This window comes from Bacteroidota bacterium (genome assembly GCA_034723125.1).
GTDB lineage: Bacteria > Bacteroidota > Bacteroidia > CAILMK01 > JAAYUY01 > JAYEOP01.
Map to the genome: position 1 here is coordinate 1 of JAYEOP010000050.1, position 5,455 is coordinate 5,455.

Consider the following 5,455-nt stretch of genomic DNA (forward strand, 5'->3'; position numbering starts at 1 on the left):
GCTTCAATACCTTGCCATTTAAGTAATTTGTCAGTCAAACTTTTAGTAATAATTAACTGTGCTTGCTTAATACCTTCTGCTTCCACTTTTTTTCTTTCAGCTTCTTTTTTTGCTACTTCTAATTTAAATTTATACTCAAGAGATTCTTGTTCTTGCTTGAGTTTCTTTTCAATAGCAGATTTGATTTTTGGAGGAAGAGATATACTACGGATTAATACGTCTTTTACAAAGATATGCCTATCTGCAAGTTTTTTCTTTGTTTCTTTTAGTATTTCACCTGCAATTTCATCTCTTTTTGTAGAGTAAATTTCTTCAGGAGTGTATCTTCCGATGATATTTCTTGTTGATGCACGTACACCTGGTATAACAAGAACTGATAAATAATCTGTACCAACTTCATCATGTAAATATCCAATTTTGTTATGAACAGGATAATACCAAAGTGAAACATCAATTTTGATGTCCAAACCGTTTGATGATAAAACATCTAATTTTTCTATTGTTTGTTGTTGTCTTACATTGTAAACAATCATTTTGTTCCATGGTGCTATTACATGAAATCCTTGACTTTGAACATTTTCTTTATCCAATCCTCCCGAAAATCTTTTAAAAACAACACCTTTTTCTCCTGGTTGTAATGTAATAAACATTGAACTTGAAAAAATAAGGAGTACAACGATAACAACTCCGACAATAACTAATACTTTTGTTAATTTTTGATTTTGCATAATTTAAAATTTAGGTTTATATTTTGACAAAGATAATATTTTTTGTGAATCTGACTCATAAAATATTTTTATTAATGAAGATTCATCATTATTTTTTACATAGTTCTTTACAATTTGCCATCCAATCCATTGCCCGAGTCTTGCAGGAGAGTCTTGAGGAATACCATAAGCATTAGTAAAAGGACCATCATCAATGTACTTCATAATTTTTCTGCTGTTTGTTTCATAGAGTACATCATTTTCAACCAATTGTTTCCATAATTCACCTTCATTTTTTTTACACCATTTTATTTCTTCTTTGCTATATCGTATTTTAATAGAATCTGCAACATCAGTAAGCATCAAGTCAAGAAAAAACATTTTTTTACCGGCATAGATCATCGTTGATAAAAGATTATCAGCCCTCTGTTGTTCTTCAGGGAATTTGTTAGTAAAATATGCTTTTAAAAACTCACTGACAATATAATTCTTATTCAAATATTTTATTCTGTAATTGGGAAACAGGCTAGGATAATATTTGTAATCCGAACCGAGAAATAAATCAAGGGAAATGAACATCATATTTTCAAAAGTACCTGTACCAAAACCAAAGTTTGAAACCAAGCTATAAACTTCGGGCAAAGTATCTTTTGGGAAATAATACTTTATATGTTTAAATGCCTCTGTTACATCATCTTCCAACCAGCTAATATCATCGTACATTTTATGAACATCCTGATATAACTCCTGAGAATATTTGTCGAAAATAAAATTTTCCATCCTTTGAAAATATAATGAATCATTTACACTGCCTGCTCTGGCAATTCTTTCTATAAAAACCTCAAAAACATCCGGATACTTTTTATGAAGTTCCGTAAATTCATTATTAAAGTTATCCTTTTTAAGTTTATAAACTTCTTCATCAAATCTTTTGATATTTACTTCAACATCAATATCTTTAACATTTACATAATATTTCCCATGTTTTTTACATGAAAAAAGAATTGTTTGAATAATAATTAATAAAATCAGGATTTTGTAATACCTTTGCAATTGCATAAAATTATTTGTATTTTTTTGAGTTAACTTATATTCTCATGTTTTTTATTCATGGACAAAATTAATGAAAAATGAAAAGACTTTTAGTAACACTAGCACTTATTTCAATATTTTCTTTTAGTAAGGCACAACAACTTCAATTGGGGCTTAGGTTTAATCCTCAAATTTCGTGGTATAACATAACTAATGAAAATCAAAAATTGTACATTGAGAATGATGCTGCAAAATTGGGTTTTTCCTACGGATTGATGGCAGATGTTAATTTTACAGAAAACTATGCTCTTTCATCGGGAATTTTTCATAACCTTTTTTATGCTAAAACCTCTGTGGATACTAGTATCTTTTCACCGGATTATAAAGACTGGAAATTGCAATATATTCAAATTCCTCTTTTATTAAAAATGAAAACCAATGTAATAAATAATTTTATTTATTACGGCAAATTTGGGCTTACTCCACAAATGAGAATCAATGCTGAGGTAGATACTAAGGTTGCTGAAAATATTAGACTTTTTAATCTTTATTTAACAATAGGAGGTGGAATACACTATTTAATAGGAGGGAATACTGCACTTCTTGGAGGAATAACTTTCCATAATGGTTTTGTGAAAATAAATAAAGATGATGAATTTAATATTAAAACCGGATATTTTTCACTTGACCTTGGTGTGCTTTTTTAAAACTAATTGTTTGTAACTGTGAAAATTGCATTAGCACAACAAAATTTCAAAGTAGGAGATTTTGGAAATAATACTAAGAAAATTATTTCTCTAATAGAAGAAGCAAAAAAGCAAAATGTTAAACTGATAGTTTTTCCAGAAATGGCTATATCTGCTTATCCTTCAAAGGATTTTTTTAATTCAGATTCTTTCATTGACAGTTGTTATAATTCAATAAATAAAATTGCAAGTCATTGTGATTCAATAGCTGTAATAATTGGCTCGCCAAGTAAAAACACAGCTAAAGGAGGAAGGCAACTATTTAATTCAGCATTTTTTATCAAAGATGCTAAGGTTGAAAAAATTATTAACAAAACAATTCTTTCGGATTTTAATTTCTTTGCTGAGAATCAATATTTTGAACCAAACAAAGATTTCTCACTAATTGAATTTAACGGATATAAAATTGGAATTACTATTGGTGAAGACATTCAGGAAATTAAAAGTCCGAATAATTTTAAAACACCAATGGAGGAACTACAAAAGCTTGATCCTGATTTTATTATTAATATTGCTACTACTCCATTTTCCTTTTCTCAGCAAACTAAACAACTAAAACTGTTACAAGAAAATGCAATAAAAAATAAACTTCCTATTTATTACATTAATCAAGTTGGAGCTCAAACAGAAATACTTTTTCAAGGTGGCTCAACTTTAGTTAATTCAACAGGTAAAATAGTTGAGCAACTAAGTTTTTTTAAAGAAGAGTTGAAAATTATTGACCATAAAAATGCAATAACGAGAAATAATCTTCCACAATTTATTCCAATACCAAAGATAGAAAAAGTCCATGATGCTCTTGTTATGGGTGTTAAAGATTATTTTCAAAAACTCGGTTTTACAAAAGCAATTCTTGGTCTTTCAGGAGGAATTGATTCTGCCGTAACACTTGCTATTCTTGAAAAAGCCTTAGATGCAAAAAATGTTAAAGCACTTTTGCTTCCTTCAATGTTTTCTTCATCACATTCTGTTGATGATGCAGAAAAGCTTGCTCAAAATTTAAGCGTTGATTATGAAATTTTGAACATCGCTAACATTTATAAATCTATTAACAAAACATTAGAGTCTTCTTTTAAAGGAAAAGAATTTGACTTAACAGAGGAAAATATTCAGGCACGGATAAGAGCTATTTTATTGATGTCTTTTTCCAATAAATTCGGAAATATATTAATTAATGCTTCCAACAAAAGTGAAATTGCTGTTGGCTACGGAACACTTTATGGAGATACTTGTGGTGGGTTATCCGTATTGGGAGATGTTTATAAAACAGAAGTTTTTGAGCTTGCAAGATTCATCAATTCGGAAAAAGAAATAATTCCTGAAAATACCATAACAAAGCCACCCTCAGCAGAATTAAGACCCAATCAGCAAGACTCCGATTCACTACCGGATTATGATATTCTTGATGAAATTTTATTCAATTATATTGAAGAATCAAAAACTATTGATGAAATCTTTGAAATGGGATTTGATAAAAAAGTTGTTAAAAAGGTAATTAGCTTAGTAAATATTAATGAGCACAAGCGACATCAGTTAGCACCTGCATTACGTATTTCCGATAAAGCATTCGGAATAGACAGGGATATGCCTATTGTTGCTCATTATAATTTTTAGACTCATCATTCAACAGCTTATCACTTCTAATAAAAATTATCATCAAAAGAGTAAAAAAGCTAATTCCCCATTGCCTTTCCAAAGCTGATTCTACCATAAAGGCGATAAACATTACAACCCAAAAAGATAGGAAAATAAAATCCCAAGTTTTAAATATTTTTATTAGAGGGTAGAAAAAGATGAATGCAAAAATTAAGAAACCTAAGATACCTGTTCCTGCAAGAATTTGTAGAAATTGATTATGAGGTCCTTTTTGGTTGACTTCTTCTAAAATAGTATTCTCCTTTTTAAAAATTATTTTCATATCCTCTTTTACATCTGCTTTTGATACACCTATAATTGGAGATTTCAAAAATACTTTAAATGATTTTTCCCAATATTCAAAACGCATTGAAATTGAATAGTGATTTATATCTCCATTGTTTTTATTTGTTTCTATGTCTTCAATAGTTTTTTGCAATCTGTTATTTAAGGAATCAACGTATGTTAAGGATAAAAATGCTAGCAAAAGAATCACAACAATAAATCCTAAAGACAAAAAGTGTTTTTTATTTTTTAATCCCCAAAATATAATTAAAGCAAAAACACTAGCATAAAACCCTGCTAATCCTGTACGTGCGGCAATTACATGTAGAAAAACAATATTTAAAATTACAGTTATCCATAAAATGATTTTCAAGTTTTTATTTTTGATATGACAAAGACTAACTATTGCAGTTGAGATAGTTGAAAATGCAAGAATAAAACTAAAGTAAATATGGTTAATATCCGTAACAATGGGAATTGGTTTCGCTTGAAAAATTAGAGCATCAAATTCTTTTTTATGTAAAATATAATTAATAAATGAAGCACTCCCTGAAATAAAAACAAAGAGCTGAAGTGCTAACAAAAAAAATATCAAGTTCTTCTTTTTGTAGATTTCTGAAGATAAAAGTCCAAAGGGTAAAAGCAAAAAAGGTAATTTTAAAACAACGTCATCAAGATAATTGTCGGTATTGTTAGAATAAATTCCACCGAGTAGAACAACTGCAAAAAGAAGAATAAAACTTATCAGAATTTTATCTTTTAAAATTTCTTTTAAAATTTCGCTAAAGCTATGAGTAAAAAAAACAGAGAGAAATATTATAAGTATTGAGATGCTTAATAAAACTTTTGAGAAAATCAAACCGGCAAAAAACAAAATTATACCTATGGGTGCAATATTCTTTTGTATTTTTTTAATATCCATATTTATTTAAATAATAAAACTAAATGCAGAACTGATTAATATTAATCGGAATAATAAAGTAATTTTACTCTTGACATTTTATCTTTTAATCCTATTTGTTTTGCTGAATATTTTGAGATTTTAATTAT

Annotated in this window: 5 protein-coding genes; 2 read left to right on the forward strand and 3 right to left on the reverse strand. The window is 28.4% G+C overall.

Translation table 11 applies throughout. The features are described 5' to 3' along the window. A partial coding sequence (locus U9R42_01715; GenBank protein ID MEA3494731.1) for a prohibitin family protein occupies window positions 1–728 on the reverse strand: 728 nt, incomplete at its 3' end. Between the two features lie 3 nt (window positions 729–731). After that, window positions 732–1,766, reverse strand: a complete 1,035-nt coding sequence (locus tag U9R42_01720) for a hypothetical protein (protein ID MEA3494732.1) — start codon at window positions 1,764–1,766, stop codon at window positions 732–734. Window positions 1,767–1,837: 71 nt separating this feature from the next. Here U9R42_01720 and U9R42_01725 point away from each other — a divergent pair, with 71 nt between their 5' ends. Both U9R42_01725 and U9R42_01730 read left to right on the forward strand, forming a co-directional pair. After that, entirely contained in the window at window positions 1,838–2,446 is a 609-nt protein-coding gene (locus U9R42_01725; GenBank protein ID MEA3494733.1) for an outer membrane beta-barrel protein, read from the forward strand. An 18-nt stretch (window positions 2,447–2,464) separates the two neighbouring features. Continuing rightward, window positions 2,465–4,099 carry an NAD+ synthase gene (locus U9R42_01730; protein ID MEA3494734.1) on the forward strand — a complete coding sequence of 545 codons (1,635 nt, stop codon included), beginning with the start codon at window positions 2,465–2,467 and terminating at the stop codon, window positions 4,097–4,099. On the opposite strand, the gene U9R42_01735 is transcribed toward U9R42_01730, so the two are convergent. Beyond that, window positions 4,074–5,327 carry an O-antigen ligase family protein gene (locus U9R42_01735; protein ID MEA3494735.1) on the reverse strand — a complete coding sequence of 418 codons (1,254 nt, stop codon included), beginning with the start codon at window positions 5,325–5,327 and terminating at the stop codon, window positions 4,074–4,076. The genes U9R42_01730 and U9R42_01735 overlap by 26 nt on opposite strands. Window positions 5,328–5,455 lie beyond the last annotated feature (128 nt).